Origin of the sequence: Pseudonocardia sp. T1-2H, from assembly GCF_038039215.1 — a bacterium.
GTDB lineage: Bacteria > Actinomycetota > Actinomycetes > Mycobacteriales > Pseudonocardiaceae > Pseudonocardia.
Genome location: NZ_JBBPCL010000001.1, coordinates 4,222,488 through 4,241,626 on the forward strand (window position 1 = coordinate 4,222,488; position 19,139 = coordinate 4,241,626).

21 protein-coding genes and 2 pseudogenes are annotated in these 19,139 nt (G+C 72.0%); 6 read left to right on the plus strand and 17 right to left on the minus strand.

From position 1 onward, the window contains the following. Positions 1–4: 4 nt before the first annotated feature. The 7 genes and pseudogenes from WBK50_RS20725 to WBK50_RS20755 all read right to left on the minus strand — a co-directional run bounded on the left by WBK50_RS20725 (position 5) and on the right by WBK50_RS20755 (position 5,327). Positions 5–820: an N-acyl homoserine lactonase family protein gene (locus WBK50_RS20725; RefSeq protein WP_341337185.1), complete on the minus strand. Its 816-nt coding sequence runs from the start codon at positions 818–820 to the stop codon at positions 5–7. Continuing rightward, positions 817–1,404 carry an NAD(P)-dependent oxidoreductase gene (locus WBK50_RS20730; protein WP_341339468.1) on the minus strand — a complete coding sequence of 196 codons (588 nt, stop codon included), beginning with the start codon at positions 1,402–1,404 and terminating at the stop codon, positions 817–819. Before WBK50_RS20730 ends, WBK50_RS20725 begins: the two co-directional genes overlap by 4 nt. A gap of 130 nt (positions 1,405–1,534) precedes the next feature. Then, positions 1,535–1,723: pseudogene (locus WBK50_RS35235) on the minus strand (NAD(P)-binding domain-containing protein); the annotation flags it as partial. Positions 1,724–1,745: 22 nt separating this feature from the next. After that, a complete protein-coding gene (locus tag WBK50_RS20740; RefSeq protein WP_341337187.1) occupies positions 1,746–2,129 on the minus strand; it encodes a carboxymuconolactone decarboxylase family protein in 384 nt (127 codons plus the stop codon). Beyond that, entirely contained in the window at positions 2,123–2,521 is a 399-nt protein-coding gene (locus WBK50_RS20745; RefSeq protein ID WP_341337188.1) for a cupin domain-containing protein, read from the minus strand. The genes WBK50_RS20740 and WBK50_RS20745 overlap by 7 nt, the downstream gene beginning before the upstream one ends. An 18-nt stretch (positions 2,522–2,539) precedes the next feature. Further along, positions 2,540–3,910: an MFS transporter gene (locus WBK50_RS20750; protein WP_341337189.1), complete on the minus strand. Its 1,371-nt coding sequence runs from the start codon at positions 3,908–3,910 to the stop codon at positions 2,540–2,542. Between the two features lie 82 nt (positions 3,911–3,992). Next, complete coding sequence (locus WBK50_RS20755; RefSeq protein ID WP_341337190.1) at positions 3,993–5,327, minus strand: alpha/beta fold hydrolase; 1,335 nt, start codon at positions 5,325–5,327, stop codon at positions 3,993–3,995. Between the two features lie 57 nt (positions 5,328–5,384). Here WBK50_RS20755 and WBK50_RS20760 point away from each other — a divergent pair, with 57 nt between their 5' ends. Beyond that, positions 5,385–6,281 carry a LysR family transcriptional regulator gene (locus WBK50_RS20760; protein WP_341337191.1) on the plus strand — a complete coding sequence of 299 codons (897 nt, stop codon included), beginning with the start codon at positions 5,385–5,387 and terminating at the stop codon, positions 6,279–6,281. Positions 6,282–6,289: 8 nt separating this feature from the next. On the opposite strand, the gene WBK50_RS20765 is transcribed toward WBK50_RS20760, so the two are convergent. The 5 genes from WBK50_RS20765 to WBK50_RS20785 form a co-directional block, all read right to left on the minus strand. Beyond that, the gene (locus WBK50_RS20765; RefSeq protein ID WP_341337192.1) at positions 6,290–6,607 is read right to left on the minus strand and encodes a hypothetical protein; all 318 of its coding nucleotides are present in this window, start codon (positions 6,605–6,607) and stop codon (positions 6,290–6,292) included. Positions 6,608–6,751: 144 nt separating this feature from the next. Next, on the minus strand, positions 6,752–7,033 hold the full coding sequence (locus WBK50_RS20770) for a YciI family protein (RefSeq protein WP_341337193.1): 282 nt from the start codon (positions 7,031–7,033) through the stop codon (positions 6,752–6,754). Then, positions 7,033–7,893: an alpha/beta fold hydrolase gene (locus WBK50_RS20775; RefSeq protein WP_341337194.1), complete on the minus strand. Its 861-nt coding sequence runs from the start codon at positions 7,891–7,893 to the stop codon at positions 7,033–7,035. The genes WBK50_RS20770 and WBK50_RS20775 overlap by 1 nt, the downstream gene beginning before the upstream one ends. Beyond that, on the minus strand, positions 7,890–8,504 hold the full coding sequence (locus WBK50_RS20780; protein ID WP_341337195.1) for a cysteine hydrolase family protein: 615 nt from the start codon (positions 8,502–8,504) through the stop codon (positions 7,890–7,892). Before WBK50_RS20780 ends, WBK50_RS20775 begins: the two co-directional genes overlap by 4 nt. Positions 8,505–8,529: 25 nt before the next feature. Further along, positions 8,530–9,474, minus strand: coding sequence for a 3-carboxyethylcatechol 2,3-dioxygenase (locus tag WBK50_RS20785; RefSeq protein ID WP_341337196.1), 945 nt, complete (start codon positions 9,472–9,474; stop codon positions 8,530–8,532). A 145-nt stretch (positions 9,475–9,619) separates the two neighbouring features. Here WBK50_RS20785 and WBK50_RS20790 point away from each other — a divergent pair, with 145 nt between their 5' ends. Continuing rightward, positions 9,620–10,363: a GntR family transcriptional regulator gene (locus WBK50_RS20790; protein WP_341337197.1), complete on the plus strand. Its 744-nt coding sequence runs from the start codon at positions 9,620–9,622 to the stop codon at positions 10,361–10,363. Between the two features lie 11 nt (positions 10,364–10,374). Here the strand turns inward: WBK50_RS20790 and WBK50_RS20795 are convergent, their stop codons facing one another. The 3 genes from WBK50_RS20795 to WBK50_RS20805 are packed head-to-tail and all read right to left on the minus strand — an operon-like array spanning position 10,375 to position 13,645. Then, complete coding sequence (locus WBK50_RS20795; protein ID WP_341337198.1) at positions 10,375–11,220, minus strand: LLM class flavin-dependent oxidoreductase; 846 nt, start codon at positions 11,218–11,220, stop codon at positions 10,375–10,377. A 10-nt stretch (positions 11,221–11,230) separates the two neighbouring features. Beyond that, the gene (locus WBK50_RS20800; RefSeq protein ID WP_341337199.1) at positions 11,231–12,322 is read right to left on the minus strand and encodes an LLM class flavin-dependent oxidoreductase; all 1,092 of its coding nucleotides are present in this window, start codon (positions 12,320–12,322) and stop codon (positions 11,231–11,233) included. A gap of 48 nt (positions 12,323–12,370) precedes the next feature. Then, on the minus strand, positions 12,371–13,645 hold the full coding sequence (locus WBK50_RS20805; RefSeq protein ID WP_341337200.1) for an LLM class flavin-dependent oxidoreductase: 1,275 nt from the start codon (positions 13,643–13,645) through the stop codon (positions 12,371–12,373). 172 nt (positions 13,646–13,817) lie between these two features. Here WBK50_RS20805 and WBK50_RS35240 point away from each other — a divergent pair. The 4 genes and pseudogenes from WBK50_RS35240 to WBK50_RS20825 form a co-directional block, all read left to right on the plus strand. Further along, positions 13,818–13,913, plus strand: a pseudogene (locus WBK50_RS35240) (hypothetical protein); the annotation flags it as partial. A gap of 76 nt (positions 13,914–13,989) precedes the next feature. Beyond that, the gene (locus WBK50_RS20815) at positions 13,990–15,285 is read left to right on the plus strand and encodes a 4-hydroxyphenylacetate 3-hydroxylase family protein (RefSeq protein ID WP_341337202.1); all 1,296 of its coding nucleotides are present in this window, start codon (positions 13,990–13,992) and stop codon (positions 15,283–15,285) included. After that, on the plus strand, positions 15,282–15,824 hold the full coding sequence (locus WBK50_RS20820; RefSeq protein WP_341337203.1) for a flavin reductase family protein: 543 nt from the start codon (positions 15,282–15,284) through the stop codon (positions 15,822–15,824). Before WBK50_RS20815 ends, WBK50_RS20820 begins: the two co-directional genes overlap by 4 nt. 37 nt (positions 15,825–15,861) lie before the next feature. Next, entirely contained in the window at positions 15,862–16,935 is a 1,074-nt protein-coding gene (locus WBK50_RS20825; RefSeq protein WP_341337204.1) for an LLM class flavin-dependent oxidoreductase, read from the plus strand. Positions 16,936–17,143: 208 nt separating this feature from the next. Here WBK50_RS20825 and hflX read toward each other — a convergent pair whose 3' ends face one another. Further along, entirely contained in the window at positions 17,144–18,334 is a 1,191-nt protein-coding gene (gene hflX / locus WBK50_RS20830) for a GTPase HflX (protein WP_341337205.1), read from the minus strand. A 139-nt stretch (positions 18,335–18,473) separates the two neighbouring features. After that, positions 18,474–19,037, minus strand: a complete 564-nt coding sequence (locus tag WBK50_RS20835) for a hemerythrin domain-containing protein (protein WP_341337206.1) — start codon at positions 19,035–19,037, stop codon at positions 18,474–18,476. Positions 19,038–19,139: the final 102 nt, after the last annotated feature.

A 19,139-nucleotide genomic window follows, 5' to 3' on the forward strand; every position in this document is an offset into this window, starting at 1 on the left:
GCGGTCAACGCTCGTCGCTGCGCATCCGGAACCCCGCGCTCAGCTGTGCCACCCATCCGTCGAGGTGCGGCTCCGCGGGCGGATAGTGGTGGAGGACCAGCGGGTCGTGGCCGGGGACGATGTCCTCGGGGGAGTCGACGAGTCCCGGGAGGCGACGCGCGTAGGCGTCGAGGAGCTGCTCCGGATCGTGGGTGACGGCGAAGACGCGCCGCTGCTGCATGTTGGCGTAGAAGTGCGCGGCGTCCGACGCGAGGAGGAGCGGGCCCCCGGCGGTCCGGACCCGGACGACCTGGGTGCCCGCCGTGTGCCCGCCCACCAGGTGGACGCTGATGCCGGGGAAGAGCTCCTCGTCCGGACCGCAGAAGTGCACCCGCCGGCCGTGCACGAGGTGGACCAGCGCGGCGAGGTCGTCCGGGACGTAGGCGGAGGATCGTCCGGGGTCCGTCATCGCCGGGCCGACGGCGAAGTGCACCTCCCGCTCCTGGACATGGAAAGTGGCGCGGTCGAACAGGCCGAGGTTGCCGGCGTGGTCGTAGTGCAGGTGCGTGAGGACCACGTCGTCCACCTGGGACGGGTCCACGCCGACGGCGCGCAGTCCGTCCGGGACCGGCCGGGTGATCGTCCGGCCACGGAGCCGGGCCTGGTCGGGCCCGAACCCGGTGTCGACGACGACGGTGCGCTGCCGGTTGGCGACGACCCAGACGAAGTAGTCCATCGGCATCGGCCCGTCCCACGCGCAGGGCCCGAGGAAGTTCTCCGCCGCCGTCCGGTCGACCCGCCCGTAGCGGATCGCGTGGACGTCGTAGGTGTCGTCGTTCATCCGGCGGACCCGCCGCTGTCGTCCCGCACCTCGACCCCGGCCCAGCCTTCGACGAGCCGGACGATGCTCGTGAAGTCCGAGGCCGGCCCGAGCTCGCTGCTGGCCTGCTGCCACATCTGGCGGACGGCCGAACCGACCCGGAGGGGCACCTCCAGACCGGCGGCCTCCTCGGCGAACAGCCGTAGGTCCTTCTCCATGAGCCCGGTGGCGAAGCCGTGGTCGAACGTGCGCGGCAGCACCGACCGGGGGAACTTGTCCTGGGTGGCGCTGCTGCGCCCGGATCCGGCGTTGAGGACGTCGATCATCGTCCGTGGGTCGAGGCCGGCCTTGGTACCGAGGACCATGGCTTCGGACGTGGTGGCGAGGGCGGCCGCGGAGAGGTAGTTGTTGACCAGCTTCATGGCCTGGCCGAGGCCGGGTTCGGTGCCGACGTGGAAGACGCGCCCCAGATGGGCGAGGAGCGGCTCGACGACGGCGAGGGCGTCCGCAGGGCACGCGACCATGATCGCGAGGGTGCCCTTCGCCGCGCCGCCCGTCCCGCCGCTGACCGGGGCGTCCACCGCGACGACGTCGCGCCGGGCCAGCTCGGCGGCGACGGACCGCGCGGTGGGGGCGCCGGTCGTCGAGAAGCTCGACGAGGTGGCGGATCCGGCCGCCGGCGGCGAGGCCCTTCGCGCCGAGGACGACCTCGCGGACGATCTCCGGGGTGGGGAGGCTGGTGAGGACCAGCTCGGCCCGGTCCGCGACCTCGGCGGCCGACGCCGCGGCCCCGGCGCCCAGGGCGGTCAGGCGCTCGACCGCCCCGGGGTCGACGTCGTGGACGACGAGATCGTGACCTGCGTCGAGCAGCCGGCCGGCCATGGGCGCACCCATGCGACCCAGCCCGACGAAACCCAGTTCCATGGCGGATGTCCTCCTCGACCGGTCAGCGGCCGTCGGCCGCGGCGATGACTTCCTGCGCGATCCGGAACCCGTCGAGGGCTGCCGGGAATCCGCAGTAGGCCGCCACCTGGACCAGGACCTCGCGGATCTCCTCCGGGGTGCAGCCGTTGCGCAGCGCTCCCCGGACGTGGGTGCGCAGCTCCTGCGGCCGGTTCAGGGCCGAGATCATCGCGATGTTGATCAGACTGCGGGTCGCGCGCTCGAGGCCGGGGCGACCCCAGACGGCGCCCCAGCAGTACTCGGTCACCAGGTCCTGCAGGGGTGCGCCGAGGTCGCCCGCGTTCGCCAGCGCCGCGTCGACGTACTCGTCGCCGACGACCTCGCGGCGGATCCGCAGGCCCTCCCGGTAGGTCTCGTCGTTCACCACGACGCCTCCCGAACCCCGCGCTCGTAGTCCTCGTCGCTGACCTCGTGGAGCCACTCGGTGGGTCCGAACGAGAACGCCGTGTGCGTGAGCAGGCTGTCCGGTCCGGCTCCGTGCCAGTGGATCTCGCCGCCCGGCGTCCAGACGCTCTGTCCGGAATGGAGCGCGCCGCCGTGGCCGTCGTCGCGGACGACGAAGCCCGTTCCGGCGGTCGCGAGGATGAGTTGTCCACCCTCGTGGCGGTGCCAGTAGGTGCGGGCTCCCGGGGCGAACACCACGGTGTTCGCCACCGGGTCGTCGCCGGCCGCGGAGACCGGGTCTCCCCAGACGGTGCCGGTGAAGGTGTCGGTGCGCTGCGCGGACGGGCGGCCGGCACGCGCTCGGATGAGATGCACGGTGATCCCCGGGTTCGGTCAGGCGTTGGTGGTGGGCCGGGCGGCCGGCCGGCCGACGGTGCTCGGTGCCGCCCCGGTGAGGTCCGGGCCGAGGTCGCGCCACCTGGTCTCCGGCAGGACGAACCAGAGGATGACGGTGCAGACCAGGGCGACCCCGGCGATGTAGGCGGCCGGCAGGCCGACGCCCACGCCGGCCGCGGCCAGGGCGGCCGCGATCAGCGGGCCGGGACCGGCGACGACCGCGGCGCCGAGGTTGTAGCCGATGGCGCTGCCGGTCGACCGGGTGCTGGCCGGGAACAACTCGATCAGCATGACGGTGGTCGTGCTGTTGTGCATCGCCTCGAACAGGCCGAACAGCACCACGCCGAGGACCGCCACCACGGGATCGCCGGTCGCCATCAGCAGGAACGCCGGGACGGAGAACAGCGCCAGACCCGCTCCCCCGACGAGCGAGACCGGGCGGCGGCCCACACGGTCGGAGAGCGCGCCCATCAGCGGGCAGAAGGCCGCGTAGATCACCGCGCCGACGGCCACCACGACCAGCGCGGACAGCCGCGGCATGCCCGCCGTCGTGGTCAGGAAGGTCGTGACGTAGGTCGCGATGTAGTAGAAGCCCAGGACCGTGATCGCCGAGAGGGCGAAGGAGATCGCGACGCTCCTGCCGCCGGATCGCCCGACCGCCCGGATCGGCGCCTCGACCACCGCGCCCTGCGCCTCGAGGTCCCGGAAGACCTTCGTGTCCTCGAGCTTCATGCGCATGTAGAGGCCGACGAGGGTCAGCGGGAACGCCGCCAGGAACGGCAGCCGCCAGCCCCAGCTGGTGATGTCGGCGGGAGCGACGGTGCTCTGGATGACGAGTGCGGCCGCCGCCCCGGCCGCCACCGCGAGTGCGGCGGTCGTGGGCACGATGCTCGCGGTGAGCCCGCGCCGGTGCGGCGGGGCGTTCTCGACGAGGAACGCCGCCGAGCCCGTCCACTCGCCCCCGGCGGAGAACCCCTGTGCGCAACGCAGCAGGACCAGCAGGATCGGGGCCGCCACCCCGACCATCGCGTAGGTCGGCAACAGGGCGATGAGCGCCGTCGCGACGCCCATCAGGACGACCGAGAGCATCAGGGCGAAGCGGCGGCCGCGCCGGTCGCCGATGGCGCCGATCACGAACCCTCCGACCGGTCGCATCAGGAACGCCACGCCGTACACCGCGAGCGTCGAGAGCAGCGACGAGGTCGGGTTGGAGCTGGGGAAGAAGTTCGCGCCGATCGCCACGGCGAAGAACCCGTAGACGGCGAAGTCGAACCACTCCATGAAGTTGCCGATGCCCGCGGCCACGAGGCGGCGTCGTCGGTCCGGTTCCACGGGCGGCACGCCCGTGGCGTGGGGGTCGAGGGTCATGCGGTTCACCACTTCTCTGGGATGTTCCGTGTCCGTCGGCACCGGGTCCGGCTCGCGCCCGGCCGGCGGCCGTGAGGTTCGGTCAGCGCTCGTACTTGTCGTGCAGGAGGTCGAGCACGGGATAGAGGTGCCCGGCGAAGCCCACCGGGTCCTCCGACATCGGGAAGTGCCCCTTGCCCGGCATCTCGACGAGGTGCCCGCCGAGGCGCGTCGCGGCCTCGCGGCTCATCTCGGTGGTAGCCGAGTAGTCGTACTCGCCGCTGAACACGTACAGCGGGCAGCCGGCCGGCTGCAGCGCCTCGGTGTGGCGCGGGAGGTCCTGCGAGTAGAAGTACGTGTCCCCCTGGTAGACCCCGGGTCCCGACTGGGCGTATCCCCAGAGCGTCTGCGCGGCCGGGCCGGCCGGGCTCGCGGGCGCGATGAGGCCCCCGACCCAGCTGGTCAGGAACCGCGAGTGGTCGACGTCGCCACGGTTGGTCCACTCGACGAACCGGGAGGGGTTACCGAGGCCGCCCTCCAGCGCGCACACCCCGGTGAACCGGTCGCCGTGCGTGCTCGCCAGGTACAGCGCGATCGCCCCGCCCATCGAGCAGCCGGCGAGGACCGGACGCTCGAGCTCGAGCGCGTCGACGACGGCGAGCACGGTCGCCGCATAGGTGTCCGTCGTCAGCCGGTAGGTCTCCTCCTGCCATCCCGTGGGGGGCTCGGAGCGGCCGTGCCACGGCATGTCGAAGGCGATCACCGTCCACCGCGCGGTCAGCTCGGGGTCCTCGAGGAGGTAGCGGAACTGCCGCGAGTCCGCTCCCGCGGTGTGCAGACAGAGCAGTGCGGGACCGGTACCGGCCGACTCGTGGTAGAGGCGCTGCCTGGTCCCGTCGACCTCCACGGTGAGGTACCTGCCGACGATCGGGCTCAGCCCCAGAGGGCTCTCCGGCGGTTCCGGGTTGCGGACCGCCGCGGACGTCGTCGTCGACGCGTCGCGAAGCGCGTCCAGCACGCGGTCGACGACGACCGCGGCGCGGGCCCACACCGCACGGTCGCCGCGGACGGGCCGGGCTCCCGAGGTGGCGACCATGGCCTGGGCCGTGGTGTACCCGCGCGGCCGGGGCACGCTGCAGAACGCGGACCAGTCCGCCGCACCGACGGCGAACTCGAAGTCCCAGCTGTCGTTGATGCCGGTGACCGGCACGACGGTCGTCGCGGAGCCGTCACACCGCAGGCCGAACGCGACGTCGTCGATCTCGACCAGGCACGTCCACGCACCCGCGGGCGGCAGCCCGACGAGCAGTCCGTCCAGGTCGAGGCTCGCCGGAGCCTCCGGGCCGATCCCCATGTCCTTCTCCTTCACCGATGCCAGCGCGCCGGGCGAGGCCGGAGTCCCACCGGTGCGGCCCTGCGTGGGGAGAGGATGCTTCACATAGATAAGAGACGTCCAATACAGTTATTCTCGGTTGAGCATAAGAAGGAGTTATGGATGGAGACGCGTCAGCTGCGGCATTTCCTCGCGGTGGCGGACGTCGGAACCTTCACCGCCGCGGCCGAGCAGCTCCGGATCTCGCAGCCGGGTCTGTCGTCGTCGATCCGCATCCTCGAACACCAGCTCGGCGCCGAACTGTTCGTGCGCAGCCGCAGGCGCGCCGAACTCACCGACGCGGGCCGGGAGCTCTACGCCGGCGCCCGCCGCGCCCTGGCCACCCTGGAAGCGGTCGAGACGCAGATCCGCGGGGGGCCCGGGGTCACCAAGAGCACCCTCTACGTCGGCTCGATCCCGTCCTTCGCGGGCCTGGACCTCGCGGCCCTGATCAGCCGGTTCACCGCCCAGAACCCGGACGTCGACGTCGCGGTGACCGTGGGGATGCCGCTGCAGCTCTTCGCGGACCTCGTCGACAACCGCCTCGAGCTGGCGTTCGTCACGATGCCGCTCGAGCCGCCCCACAACGTGAAGCTCACCCCGCTCGCGACGTACCCCATGGTCCTGGCCTGCCCGCTCGGGCACCGTCTCGCCGGCCGGGACTCCGTCGAGCTGCGCGCGCTCGCCGACGAGACCTTCGTGGACTTCGACCCCGCCCTCGCCGCCCGTCAGGTCACCGACCACGCCTTCGTCACCGCGCGGATCCCCCGGAACGTGCGCGTCACGTGCAACGAGATCGGCTCGCTCCTGGAGCTCGTCGCGCACGGTCTCGGCCTCGCGATCGTGCCCCGTCCGCTCGCCATCGCCACCCGCGTCCCCATCGCGCTGGTGCCGATCGACAACGCCTCGCTCGTCTGGACGGTGGCCGCGGCGACGCGGCCGAACGGGACCGTGTCCGACGCCGGTCAGGGGATGTGGAACCTGATCGCCGGCAACGCGAAGCCCGTCTCGGCGGGGTAGGCCCGCCTTCAGCCGGTCCCCGGCCGGATGTGCACCTCGCGGTCGGCGAGGGCACGGCCGGCGGCGAGGACGGCGAGGTCGAGGGCGATCCGGGCGTCGCGGAGCGCGTCCGCGACCCGGCGGGCGCCGGTGTCGTTGGCACCGTCCGCGGCCGCCGCGGAGACGGCGCCCTCCAGCGCAGCCAGCAGCGGGGCGGTGGTGTTGTGGACGGAGCGCGCGATGCCGGCCGCCTCGTCGCGCGATGTCCCCGCCCGCCTGTCGCGGTAGGCGTCGAGGGACACGGCGCCACCGGTGGGGCCCGCTGTGGCGAGGTGGAGGACGGTCATGTCGGTGGCCTGCTCTCGTGAGGAAAACCGACGTTTCGGCTGTCCGGAAGCCTGCCCGGCCTCGCCGTGACCGGGCCAGCCCGCTGTCCCTACGCGATCCTGGGGGCCAACTCCCCCACGCACATGGGTGCTGGCCACCCCGGATCAGGTCGTCAGCGGCCCGAACACCGGCGTCCACGGCCACGACCGGCTCTCCACGATGACCCCGCGCCGGCTGTACGGGTCCTCGTCGATCCGTTTCCGCAGCTCCTGCTCGTCCGCGACGTCGTAGACGAGCAGCCCGCCGGAGCCGTCCCCGAACGGCCCGGCCTGGCGGACGACGCCCCGGTGCACCAACTCGCCCAGGTACTCCCGGTGCAGGGGGCGGACCTCGTCGATCAGGGTCGTGTCCTCGGTATAGCGCCAGACCACCGCGAACAGTGCCATCAGTCCCGCTTCCCGGTCAGGAAGTCCACGGCGAGGGCGTTGAAGACCTCGTGCTGCTCCCACTGCGGCCAGTGCCCGGCGCCGGAGATCACCTCGAACCGCGCGTCCGGCATCTTCTCCGCCATGGCCATGCCTGCGGCCGCGGGGCCCGACGGGTCGTCGCTGGTCCAGACCACCATCGCCGGACCGGCGACGGCGGCGAGCTCCTCGTCGGTGACGAGGTTGCGCGCCCGGATCTCCGGGTCCTGCAGGCACAGCAGGTGCCGCATCGACTCGGCGAAACCGGGCCGGGCGTAGATCGTGCGCCGGATGTCGACGAGTTCCTCGGTGACCGAGGACGGGTCCGCCATCAGCCACTCCAGCCGGGCCTGGATCCGCTCGTGGCTCGGGTCGTCGGCCGCGGCCTGCGACAGGCTCCGGATCCGCTCCATCACCTCCGGGGTCGCCATCGTGCCGCCGGGCGTGTTGAGCAGCACCCGGCCGACGCGTTCCGGATGCGCGGCCGCGTACTTGAGCGCGAGCCAGCCGCCGAGCGACTCCCCGGACAGGTGCGCGCGCTCGACGTCCAGCGCGTCGAGCAGGCCGTCGAGGTGCTCGACGTAGTCCGGGAGCTCGAGGTCGCGGGTGGCGTGGGTGGTCCACCCGTGGCCCGGGTACTCGTAGGCGATCACGCGGAAGTGTTGCGAGAGCGGCACGAGGTTGTGCGCGTAGGCCTCGATGTGGCCACCGGTGCCGTGCATGAGTACGAGCGCGTCGCCCTCGCCCGCTTCCAGCACCCGCGTGCGCCACTCCCCGACCTGCACGTAGCGGACGGTGAACTCGAGCCCGGCCAACGCGGACCAGATCGACGGCCGGCTCATGCGGCCCTCACCTCGGCCTTCAGCGCGGCCAGCACGTCGGCGGCGGTGACCACCTCGCCGAGCATGCCGAGGCTAGCCAGGGACGCCTCGTGCACCTCGGGCGCGGCGGCACTGCACGCGTCGGAGACGACGATCGTGCGGTAGCCGAGGTCGCCGGCGCTGCGCGCGGTGCTCTCGACGGACATGTTGGTGGCGACCCCGGTGATCACCACGGTCTCGACGCCCCGGCCGCGCAGGACGGTGTCCAGCTCACTGCCGACGAACCCGCTGACCCGCTGGTGGGTCACGACGATGTCGCCGTCCTGCGGCGCCAGCTCGTCGACGATCGCCGCCGCCGAGGTGCCGTCGACCAGGCATCCCTGCTGGCCCACCATGGCGAGCAGCGGGAAGTTGCCCACGAGGTCGCCGTAGCCGGGCTGGAACGCGACCCGGGTGAAGACCACCGTCGAGCCGGCCGCGCGCGCGGCCTCCTGCAGCGTCTTCGTGGTCGGCACGACGCCGCCCGCGATGGCTTGCTCGGCGAAGAACGCGCCGAACGCGCCCTCGTTCGTGATCACGTCGTTCTGGTAGTGCACCGCGATGAATGCGGTCCGGCGGGGATCGAGCTCCATGACGGCCTCTCTCGGGGTCGGGGTGTCAGGCAGGGACGGTGCGGGCCGTGGTGAGCCCGAAGCCGGCGATCCACTCGGGGATCGCCTCGTAGAAGGAGGTCTCGACGCGGTAGTCGCCCGCCGTGCCCAGCGCGGCGTAGGCGGCGATCCAGGTGCGCACCTCGTGCGAGGAGTGGCCCGCGTGCTCGACGAACCAGTCGTTGGGCCGACTGTCGAGGCGCTCGAGGTCCCCCGAGGCGAGCAGGGCCATCAGCTCGGCGTCCCACTGCGGGTTGAGCGGCATCAGGTCCGACTCACCGGCGGCGAAGGCGGCGATCGCGCCGACGACCCGCGCCTCCCGCTGCGCGCGCTCCTCCGGCGTCGGGTTGCGCCCCGAGATCAGCCGTTCGCTCACCTCCGGCGCGGCGCCTCGCAGCTGGGGCACCGGCGGATCGTGCGACAGACCGCCGGAGCCCATCACCAGCACACGCCGGTCGAGCGACGCCGCGGCCCGGCCGACCGCGGCGCCCAGCAGCCGCGCCCTGGCCACCGGACCGAGCGGCTCGGCGACACAGTTGAGGAAGACCGGGACGACCGGGACGGCGTCGATCGCGCCGAAGAGCAGCTGCAGCGGCTGGGAGAACCCGTGGTCGACCTGCATGCGCTCGGACACCGCGATGTCCAGCCCGTCGGCCAGCACCTGCGCGGCGATGTGCCGGGCGGCCTCCGCGTCGACCGGCAGCGGGCCCTTCGGCAGCCCGTAGTCGCCGACGGACTCGGCGTCCGCGGCGATGCAGAACGGCGGCATGACCTCGTAGAAGAAGCCGTTGTAGTGGTCCGGTCCGAAGAGGACGACGAGTTCGGGGTCGTAGTCACGGATGAAGGCGCGCGCCTCGTCGAACGCGGCCGCGACCCGGGCGGAGACGTCCGCGCCCGGCTCGGCCTTGCCCATGAGCGGGGTGTGCGACGTCGTGCACAACGCAAGCGTCATCGTTGACTCCCTGCTAGCATTCTAGCGTTCCAATGGATTCTAGGGTGCGCGGACAGCCGCGGACAAGGTCCGTTGCGGGGACGACGCGGACGGGGCCGGGGCGGCGGGCCGCTGCCGTCCCGGCCGGCCCCGATAAGCTGCGAGGATGGCCATGAACGGCGACGAGGGCAGCTGGCCCGGTTCGGGATTCGGCCCGGGCCGTCGGCCGAACGCGCGGGGCCTCGGCTCGCTGGTCTACGCCCAGATCAAGGAGCGGCTGCTCGAGGGCGTCTTCGCCGCGGGCGAACGGTTGCAGGTCGAGGCGCTCAAGACCGAGTTCGGAGTCAGCAAGCAACCGGTCATGGAAGCACTGCGCAGGCTCTCCGGCGAGGGTCTCGTGGAGATCATCCCGCAGGTCGGCTGCCAGGTGTGCAGCTACCCGCACCAGGAGGTCGAGGACTTCTTCCGGCTCTTCGGCGCGATGGAGGGCACGATCACCGAGATCGCGGCCGGCCGCCGGACGGACGCCCAGCTCGACCGGCTCGCCGCCGTCGAGGGTCGGATCGACGCCCTGCGCTCGGTCGACGACCCGACGGAGCGCAGCCGCGGGTACCGGGCCCACAATCGCGCCTTCCACGGCGTCGTGCACGAGATGGCCGGGTCCCCGGTCATGGCCGTCACCGTCCAGCGGATGTGGGACCTGAGCGACTTCCTGATCAACACCAACGGCGTCCTCACCCCGCTGTCGCACGCGCTCGAGCAGCGCCATGCCGACCACGAGCAGATCCTCGAGGCGCTGCGCGTCCGCGACGGCGCGGCGGCCCGCAAGGAGACCGAGGCCCACATCATCAGCACGCTCGAGATCATCTGGGAGCCGGCGGCCCGGGCCGCCGACGGCGTCGAGCCCTGAGCGTCGCGGCCTCACCGGAGCGCGTCGGCGAGCAGGCCGACCTGGTCCGGATCAGCGCCGCACGGGTAGAGGACGAGCTCCTCGCAGCCCTCCCCCACAAGCCGGCACACCGTCTCCCGCACCGCTCGGGTCGTGGTCAGCGCGGTGGACGCCAGGCTCGTGGCCGCCTCGGCAGTCACCCCGTAGTACTCCGGCAGGTACCGCTCCGCCTGCGCGGGGCCGTCCGCGCCGAGCGCGACATACCCCACCGCCAGCAGCCGCGGCTCCCCGTCGCGGCCGTGCCGCCGCCACGCCTTGCGCACCACGGCCGCCCCCTCGGCGAAGAAGCCTGTGCTCCCCGCGACCCAGCCGTCGCCGAGCCGGGCCGCGCGGTCCAGCGCCCGGGGCGAGCGGCCACCCAGGACCAGGCCGGGCCGACCACCGGGTGACACCGGCCCGATGGTCCCGGCCGGTCCTGCCGACGCCCATGTGTGCCGCAGGGCGTCGACGACGTCCTCGAGCCGCCGTCCCCGGCCGGCGAACGCCGTCCCGGTCGCCGTGTAGTCCGCCGGGCGGACGCCCACCCCCAGCCCGAGGGTGAACCGCCCCCCGGACAGCGCGTGGAGGGTCGCCGCCTGCTTGGCCAGCAGGGCCGGCTCCCGGGTCGCGCCGAGCAGCACATGGGTGGCCAGGGCGATCCGCTCGGTGACGGCCGCCGCGGCGGCCAGGGTGAGCAACGGCTCGTGGTTGGCGTAGACCACCCGGTCCAGCGCGGCGAGGCTGGAGAACCCGGCGGCCTCCGCCCGCCGCGCCCAGCCGAGGATCTGCTCGGGCCCCGCTCCGGGGACGGCGGCGGGCAGCCCCACCCCGACGCGCACCGGTACCCGATCAGTCGAGGTCGAGCGACTTCAGCGCGGGGATGACGTCCCGGCTGTAGAGCTCGTAGGAGCGCAGCGTCTGCTCCCTGGTCAGGGTGCCGAACGAGCCCCAGAAGATGATGTTGCCGCACTGCAGCGTCTCGGCCTGGGCGACGAGCTGGTCGCGCACCGTCTCGGGCGAGCCGACGCAGACGATGCCCGCCTGCTGCAGGCCCTCCCAGCTGATCGGCCCGGAGGTGAAGGGCCGGAAGAACGACGAGTAGTACTCGTAGCCCGCCGGCACGTCGTCCAGGTCGTCGAAGATCGCGTGCTCCTTGAACAGCGCGAAGAGGTGGTCCAGCGCCGGCTCGGCGATGTCCCGCGCCTGCTCGTCGGAGTCCGCGACGAAGATGTTGCGCATCACCGCGAGCTGGTCCGCGCTCGTCGAGTTGCCGGCGTCGGCCGCGGACTTGCGGTAGCGGTCGAACATGTCCTTCGTCTCGCCGATCGGCAGGAACGTGTGGCCCATCTTGTAGCCCTTGCGGCCCGCCCACTCGACGGTCGCGGGGCTCAGGGCCGTGATCCAGACCGGCGGGTTGGGCTGCTGGATCGGGCGCGGCCAGATGCTCACGTCCTCGTAGTCCCAGAACCGCCCGTGGTGGGTGAACGTCGGGTTGTGCCACGCGGTGTGGATGAGCTCCATGCCCTCCTCGAAGCGCGGCCGGGTCTCCTCCATCGGGATGCCCTGGCGGAGGAACTCCTGCTCGTCGACACCCCGGCCCATGCCCACCTCGAGCCGGCCACCGGTGAGGTAGTCGAGCATCGCCGCCTCCTCGGCGAGCCGGCGCGGGTCGTGGAACGGGATGATGTTGGCCATCACCCCGAGCCGCATGTTCCGCGTCAGCCGCGCGATCGTCGCCACCAGCAGGTTCGGTGACGGGCTGACGTTGTAGGCGGTGAAGTGGTGCTCGCTGAAGAAGATCCCGTCGTAACCCTGCTCGTCGGCCTTGAGCCACGACTCGAAGTGCCAGTCGTAGAGCTCCTGGCACTTCTGCGGGTCGAAGTCGGCCGGGTCCGGCGAGTGCGGATAGTTGAAGATGTCGAAGATCCAGCTCTTGACCACGGAATGCTCCCTTGCACTCGACGAAAGGCCTGGCTCGGACGAACGGGGTCAGCGGGTGGGGTCGTCGGTCCACTTCGGCGTGGCGAACTCCGGGCGCAGGGTCGGCTCGAACCGGTCGAGCTTGATGCCGATCTTCGGCAGGACCTTCTCGACCAGTAGCTCGTTGCTGCGCAGCATCTTGTCGACGGGCGCGGGGCCGATGCCCATCCACAGCACGAGCAGTTCGATGCCGAACATCTCGATGGTCTTCTCGAGCTTGCGGGCCACGGTGTCGACCGAGCCGATGATCGAGTATCCGCGGTCGACCATGGTCCGGTAGTTGTTCGCGATCGGCCCCTCCTCGCCCGGGTAGCGCAGGGCCTCGTTGAACCCGAAGTGGTCGTGCCAGGCCGGCCAGATGAAGCCCAGGGCGTCCTCGCCGATCGCCATGGCCTCCTCGTCGGTGTCGGCCACGACGACCTCGCGGAAGTGCCCGACGTTCTGGCCCCAGCCGATCGACGGGTCCCGGAGCTTCGCCTCGTCGTGGTAGGCGTCGAGGCAGGCCTTCACCGTCTCCTCGATCGGGCTGAAGATGATCGGCCACCCGCCCTCGCGCGCCGCCCACCGGATGGTGTTGGGGCTGAGCGTGAAGGGCACCATCAGCTCGATCGAGGCCGGGTCCTGCAGGGTGTTCGGTGCGATGCCGATCTTCTCCACGGTGCCGTCGGCGCCCACCGTGGACGGTGCCATCTCGCGCGTCCCCGGGTGGTCCCAGGTGATCCCGCGGGGCGGCACCTGCCAGTGCCTGCCCTCGAAGGAGAACTCGCGGTTCGCCCAGAGGCCCCGCACGACCTGGTAGGCCTCCTCGAACAGCTCGCGGTTGATCGCGTCGTGCTCGGCGTACTGCGGGTCCGTCGCGTACGTCGCGACCGCGCCGTTCTTCTGGCCGATCGTGGTGACGTGCCTGCTCTGGTAGCCGCGGGCGAACCCGGCGAGCATCCGGCCCCCGCTGAAGTGGTCGAGCATGGCCAGGTCCTCGGCCACCAGCACCGGGTTGCGGGCCGGCAGGACCGTCGCCATCTGCCCGAGGCGCAGCTTCTTCGTGATCCCCGCGGCCCACGCGCCGAGCAGGATCGGGTTGTTCGACATCTCGAGGCCCTCGAGATGGAAGTGGTGCTCGGAGAAGGCCGCGAAGTCGAAGCCGAGGTCGTCGAGCTGACGCAGCACAGCGGCGTTCTCGAAGAGCGCGCGTTGGTAGAAGTTCGGATTCGCCCCGGCGTAGCCCTGCCGGTACTGCTCCGGAGTCGCCGCTGCACTGGGCAGCAGGAAGGTTCCCAACCGCATTCCCGGACACCTTTCGACGCCTACGAGGCCACCGTTGGCCTCCTAGAATGCTTGCATGCAACACGTGGCCTGAGTCGCCTGTCAAGGACGTGCTTGCCCGTTCGTGTGACGGGCGTTACGGTCATCAAGCACGCTAGCATTCCAGTTGCTCCGGCCTGAGAAGGGACCGTCGATGCCCGTCCGTACCGGTGCGCAGTACGTCGAGAACCTGCAGAAACACCCCCGCGAGGTGTGGTTGCGGGGCGAGCGCGTCGACGACGTCACCACGCATCCCGCCTTGCGTCGGCCGATCGAGCAGATCGCCCGGCTCTACGACCTGCAGCACGATCCCGAGCTTCGCCCCGGTGCTCACCGCACCGGGTCCCGACGGGGCCCGGGTCGGACGCGCGTTCCTGCCCTGCCGCACACCGGAGGACCTGGCCACGAGGCGGGCCGCGTACCGGGCGTGGGCCGAACCGACGCTGGGCCTGATGGGCCGCTCGCCGGACTTCCTGAACACCACGCTGATGGCGTTCACCGAGTCCCCCGGCGTGTTCGCCAGGCTCGGGCAGCGGTACGCGGACAACATCGCGCGCTACTACTCCTACGTCCGCGACAACGACCTGTTCCTCACCCACGCGCTGATCACCCCGCAGACCGACCGGTCGAAGGGCGCGTCGGAGCAGCAGGAGCAGTTCCTGCACATGGGCGTGGTGTCCGAGACCGCCGAGGGACTGGTCGTCCGCGGTGCCCGGATGCTGGCGACGCTCGCCCCGATGGCCGATGAGCTGATCATCTACAGCCTGCCCGGCCTGCGCCCCGGCGACGAGCGCCACGCCGCCTGCTTCGCGATCCCGATCGACACCCCCGGCCTGCGACTGATCTCTCGCGCCCCCTTCGACGACGGCACCCGGCACCCGTTCGATCACCCGCTCTCCTCCCACTTCGAGGAGGCGGACTGCCTCGTCGTGTTCGATGACGTGCTGGTGCCGTGGGACCGGGTGTTCCTGCACGGCGACGTGGAACTGGCCAACGCCCTCTACGCCGAGACCGACCTGCGCCAGCACACCGCGCACCAGACCGGCGTCCGCGGCCTGGTCAAGCTGCAGTTCGTCACCGGGCTGGCGATGAAGCTCAGCCAGTCGGTGAAGATCGACGGCTTCCTGCACGTGCAGCAGAAGCTCGGCGAGTGCATCGCCGCCGTCGAGCAGGCGCACGCGCTGCTCGTCGCGGCCGAGGCCGAGTACGAGACCACCGCGACGGGCACGGTCCGACCCCGGTTCAACGCGCTGCAGACGCTGCGGGTGGTGCTGGCCACGCAGTACCCCAAGCTGGTCGAGGTGCTGCAGACCCTCGGCGCGGGCGGGCTGCTGATGATGCCCTCGGCCGAGGACTTCGGCTCGCCGATCGCCGACGACATCGCGCGCTACTACCGCGGCGCCGAGATGTCCGCCGTGGACCGGATCCGGCTCTACAAGCTGGCCTGGGACCTGTGCGGCGACGCGTTCGGACAGCGCGCAGTGCAGTACGAGCGCTACTACGCCGGCGACCCGGTGCGCATCCTCGCCATGAACTACCTGGCCTACGACAAGTCCGAGTGCTTCCGTCTGGTCGACCGGGCGCTGGCGCTCGCCGGCGATCCCGACACCCCGGCACCGTGACGGCGGCCCGGCGGACGGTGGAGCCCGGCCACTTCCGGCACGCGCTCGGCCAGTTCGCCACCGGCGTCACCGTGATCACGACGACCACCGACGCGGGGCCGGTCGGCTGCACGGTGAGCGCGTTCTGCTCGCTCTCGCTCGACCCGCCGCTGGTGCTCGCCTGCCTCGGCCGGGACCGGTCGATGCACCGCGCGCTGACGTCCGCGCCGGGGTTCGGGGTCAGCATCCTCGCCTCGGACCAGGGGGTGCTCGCCCGTGACTTCGCGCGGCCGGCGGACCGGTTCGCGGGCGTCGCCCACTCCCCCGGCCGCTACGGCCCGCACCTCGACGGCGCGATCGCCCACCTCGACTGCGCGGTGCACGAGATCCGCGACGGCGGGGACCACGTGATCGTCCTCGGCCTGGTCGACGCGGTGGCGGTGCACGCGGGCGAGCCGCTGCTCTACGCCCAGGGCGCGTTCCTCGACCTTCCCGGCCCCGACTGGGAACGCGCCGCCGCGTCCGCCCCACAGGAATGGCTGCTCTCCGCCCCCTGGTGAGCCGCTCGCACGCCTCTCTACTGCAAAGGAGCAGTTGATGGAGTTCTTCATCGGCACATGCGCCAAGATCGACCAGGTCGGCATCGTCAAGCAGGCCGAGGACACCGGGGTCACGCACTTCGGTGTCGGCGAGGGGCCGCTGCTGTTCAGCGACCCCTACCAGTACCTGGCGCTCGCCGCCCGGGAGACGTCCACGATCAACCTCGGCACCTGGGTCACCAACCCGCTGACCCGCATCCCCGCCGTGACGGCCAACTCGCACGCCACGCTGAACGCCCTCGCCCCCGGCCGCACCTTCCTCGGCATCGGCACGGCGAACAACGCGCTGCGCTCGATGGGCCACAGCCCGGCGAGCATCGCCCAGCTCGACGACGCGCTCCGGGTCACCACCGGCCTGCTCGCAGGCCAGCGGGTCACCGAGAAGTGGCGCGGCAGGGAGCGCGAGCTGGAGTTCCTCGACAAGGACGGCAGCTGGTACAACCTCGACGACCCGGTCCCGGTGTGGATGGCGGCCGGTGGCCCGCGCGGCATCAAGGTGGCCGCCCGCTACGCGGACTACGTGGCCTACTGCCTCGGGCCGGACCCCGAGATGATCAAACTGGTGCGCCGGGAGCTGGACAAGGCGGTCGCCGACGCCGGCCGGCCGCCCGGTTCGGTCAAGCTCGTCGCGGTGAGCTGGTTCTACCAGCTGCGCAACGGCGAGACCTGGGAGGACGGCGTCGACCACGGCTTCGCCTCCGGCCCGATCAGCTCGTGCCTGACCAACATCGGGTTCATGCGCGAGCACGCCGCCGAGCTCGACCCCTCGATCGTCGAGGCCAGCGCGACGGCGGCCACCGCCTACCTGGGCGACCCGAACGCCGCCGAGCAACCGCACTACCTCGACACCTGGTCGAAGTACCAGAAGGGGCTCGACGACTCGCACCGGCCGCTGATCACCAAGCAGCTGTGCGACTACTGGTGCCTCTACGGCTCCCCCGACGAGATCTGGGAGAAGGCCCAGGGCATGCTCGAGGCGGGCGTGGACATGCTGAGCGTGTTCCTGTCGAACCCGTTCACCGCGGAGCGGGACATCGCGGACATCGGAACGTCGATTCTCGCGCGCGGGTAGCTCGCCCGGCGATCGGCCGGCGTCCGGGAGCCCGCCATCGCGGCCTCGACACCGACCGGTCGCCGCAGCACCTGCTGCGGTCGTTTCGCCGGGCGGTGTCGCTCGACGGGGCCACCCAGCACGACCGGGCGACGAGCCCGCGCCACCGCGACTCGATACGGCCGCCCCTGCCTCCTCGGCGCCGGGCCCGGGGCGATCGGGGCTCCCGTCACCCCTGGAGGTCGCGAAGCCGCTTCTCGATCTCCTCGCGGAGCCGGTCGAGGCCTTCGCCCGTCGCCGCGGAAACGGGGACCGACCCCGGGTAGGCACGCTCCAGCGCGGCGACCCGGTCGGGTGCGGCGAGGTCGATCTTGTTGAGGGCGAGCAGCTCGGGCCGGTGCGCGGCGTCGATCTCGTGCAGGACGCCCCGCACCGTCGTGATCTGGTCGATGGCGTCCGGGGCGGAGGCGTCGACGACGTGCAGGACGAGGTCGGCGGTGGCGATCTCGTCGAGGGTGGACCGGAACGCGTCGACGAGCTGGTGGGGCAGGTGCCGGACGAAGCCGACGGTGTCGATGAGGGTGGCGGTGGTGCCGTCCGGGAGGCGGGTGCGGCGCACCAGCGGGTCGAGCGTCGCGAACAGGGCGTCCTCGACCAGCGCGTCCGCCGTGGCGAGCCGGTTGAGCAGCGAGGACTTGCCCGCGTTCGTGTAGCCGGTGATGGCCACCGACGGGATCCGGTTGCGGGCACGGCGGGCCCGGGTGGTCTCCCGGCGCCGCGCCAGGCGGCCGATCTGGTCGCGCAGCACGGACATCCGCTGCCGCAACCGCCGGCGCTGGGTCTCCAGGCGCTGTTCGCCCGGGCCGCGGACGCCGATGCCGGCGCCGCCCGCCACCCGGCCGCCGCCGACCCGGGACAGGCCCTGTCCGCCGCCGCGCAGCCTGGGCAGCTGGTAGGCCAGCTGGGCGAGCTCGACCTGGGCCTTGCCCTCACGGGAGTGCGCGTGCTCGGCGAAGATGTCCAGGATCAGGGCGGTCCGGTCGGCGACCCGCACCCCCGTGCGGTCCTCGAGCCCGCGGACCTGGGCCGGGGTCGGCTCGCCGTCGACGATCACCAGGTCCGCCGCCTCCTGCTCCACCAGCCGGGCGAGCTCCTCGACCTTCCCGGACCCCAGGTAGGTCGCGGGATCGGGAGACCGGCGGGTCTGGGTGAGCTCGCCGACGACCGCGAGCCCGTCGGTCTCGGCGAGGCGGGCCAGCTCGGCGAGGGAGGGGTCTCCGTCGTCGTCGCCGTCGGTACCCGGACGGGGCCCGGCCGGGCGGAGCGCCAGCAGGACCGCGCGAGGGGGCTCGGTCCGGATCTCGCCGGCCTCCCCGCCGTCGGACCCGGTCCGCTGTCCCAGGAGCCAGGTTCCGGGCATCAGCGTCTTCTCCTCCTGGTGTGGACTCCTCAGACCGGGCGGCTACCCCGTCGCGCGAGCGTGATGCGCCGACGCGGCGGCTTTGCGTCCGGCGCCGCCCGCCCGGGTCGACGGGCCCGGGCGGGCTGCGCGGTGGACGTCAGCCCGTGTCGCGGCCGGTGAGCTTGTCCCGCAGCCGATCCACCATCCCGACGCCGGGCCCGACGACCTTGTGGAAGAGCTCGTTGTTCGGTGCATTGGGGTGCGGCCGGGTCGGCGCGATCTTCTTCGCCGTGTCCACCTTCTCCCGGAGCTCGACGAGCTTGTCGCGCGGAACGGACTCGCGCAGCCGCGGGAACTGCTCCGTCTCCTCGGCGTTCGCGTGGTGTCGGAGCGTCTCGGTCATGTCCCGGACCAGGGTCTCGAACCGGGCGTCGGCCGGGTCGGCCCCCTCGAGCTGCTTCATGATCTTCTCGAGCTGCTTGTGCTCCTCGGCGTCGTGCTCCACGGTCCGCTCGCCGTCGGGCAGGTGTTCCTTCATCATCGGGTAGACGTACATCTCCTCCGCAACCGAGTGCCGGACCACCTCAGCGATCACGGTGTCCGCGAGGTCCCGCTTCTCGGCGGGGTCGCTGCTGTTCGCGATCCGCCCAAGCAGCTCGAGCGCCTCGCGGTGGTCCGTCGTCAGCTCGTCGATGACATCGATCTGGGTGGGCTGTGCCACGATGGCCTCCTTCATGGCGGGTCCGCCCCGGTCGTTCCGGGGGTGTCGGCGTCCTACCCACGCAGTGACGGCCCAACCACCGCCGGGCGTCCGGGTGGGGTG

What these genes read in the sequence shown, in the direction of transcription:
- WBK50_RS20725 (WP_341337185.1), bottom strand. Translation starts at nt 820, where the DNA reads ATGAACGACGACACCTACGACGTCCACGCGATCCGCTACGGGCGGGTC.
- WBK50_RS20790 (WP_341337197.1), top strand. Translation starts at nt 9,620, where the DNA reads ATGGCCATGAACGGCGACGAGGGCAGCTGGCCCGGTTCGGGATTCGGC.
- WBK50_RS20770 (WP_341337193.1), bottom strand. Translation starts at nt 7,033, where the DNA reads ATGGCACTGTTCGCGGTGGTCTGGCGCTATACCGAGGACACGACCCTG.
- WBK50_RS20760 (WP_341337191.1), top strand. Translation starts at nt 5,385, where the DNA reads ATGGAGACGCGTCAGCTGCGGCATTTCCTCGCGGTGGCGGACGTCGGA.
- WBK50_RS20780 (WP_341337195.1), bottom strand. Translation starts at nt 8,504, where the DNA reads ATGGAGCTCGATCCCCGCCGGACCGCATTCATCGCGGTGCACTACCAG.
- hflX (WP_341337205.1), bottom strand. Translation starts at nt 18,334, where the DNA reads ATGCCCGGAACCTGGCTCCTGGGACAGCGGACCGGGTCCGACGGCGGG.
- WBK50_RS20785 (WP_341337196.1), bottom strand. Translation starts at nt 9,474, where the DNA reads ATGACGCTTGCGTTGTGCACGACGTCGCACACCCCGCTCATGGGCAAG.
- WBK50_RS20750 (WP_341337189.1), bottom strand. Translation starts at nt 3,910, where the DNA reads ATGACCCTCGACCCCCACGCCACGGGCGTGCCGCCCGTGGAACCGGAC.
- WBK50_RS20765 (WP_341337192.1), bottom strand. Translation starts at nt 6,607, where the DNA reads ATGACCGTCCTCCACCTCGCCACAGCGGGCCCCACCGGTGGCGCCGTG.
- WBK50_RS20825 (WP_341337204.1), top strand. Translation starts at nt 15,862, where the DNA reads ATGGAGTTCTTCATCGGCACATGCGCCAAGATCGACCAGGTCGGCATC.
- WBK50_RS20805 (WP_341337200.1), bottom strand. Translation starts at nt 13,645, where the DNA reads ATGCGGTTGGGAACCTTCCTGCTGCCCAGTGCAGCGGCGACTCCGGAG.
- WBK50_RS20775 (WP_341337194.1), bottom strand. Translation starts at nt 7,893, where the DNA reads ATGAGCCGGCCGTCGATCTGGTCCGCGTTGGCCGGGCTCGAGTTCACC.